At 42.9% G+C, this 489-nt stretch carries 1 protein-coding gene; it reads right to left on the bottom strand.

Annotated features, from left to right (window positions below; translation table 11 throughout):
• Positions 1 to 59 precede the first annotated feature (59 nt).
• Positions 60 to 395 (bottom strand): hypothetical protein, encoded by a 336-nt coding sequence (locus ACODS7_RS32530; protein WP_243169169.1) that lies wholly within the window; start codon positions 393 to 395, stop codon positions 60 to 62.
• Positions 396 to 489: the final 94 nt, after the last annotated feature.

Below are 489 nucleotides of genomic sequence, written 5' to 3'. Positions count from 1 at the left end.
CTTCCTTCGGTTTATTGAGACCAAACAACCCTTCTCACCCTCTTCCCATAAAAAAGAGCCTAGACAGTTTCTGCCGCAAGCTCTTGTAATTCTGGTCGTGTTGCTTTACTTTTCACTTCCACACCCTGTTCTTCCAAGTGTTCTTTCAACTCCGTTTTTGTCGCATTCTCCATCCAATTTTCCTCTTTTACAATCGTTTCTACTGGTTTTGGTTCTTCTTTCGGAATCGCATATGCTTCTATCACATAACCAGGTATGTGTAATTCCTGAATCTCCACGGGTGTATACGCAAATGTTGGCTCAATCTCTGCCCGTCTGTCATGCATATCTTCGATACTTTCCGCTACTGCGAACCTGTCAATACTTCCTAATGTTAAACGAAATACTTTAGCCATATCGTGGCCACTCCTATTCTAAATGATATGTTGGTACAGGCTTGTCTTCTTTTTGCGCCTTCACCATCTTCACTTCCCCCTGCTTGTATTCCGC

It is taken from the genome of Bacillus sp. FG16 (assembly GCF_057809515.1).
This window is presented reverse-complemented; position numbering and strand designations above follow the sequence as displayed.

Coding starts and splice junctions, on each gene's coding strand:
- ACODS7_RS32530 (WP_243169169.1), bottom strand. CDS start 395: ATGGCTAAAGTATTTCGTTTAACATTAGGAAGTATTGACAGGTTCGCA.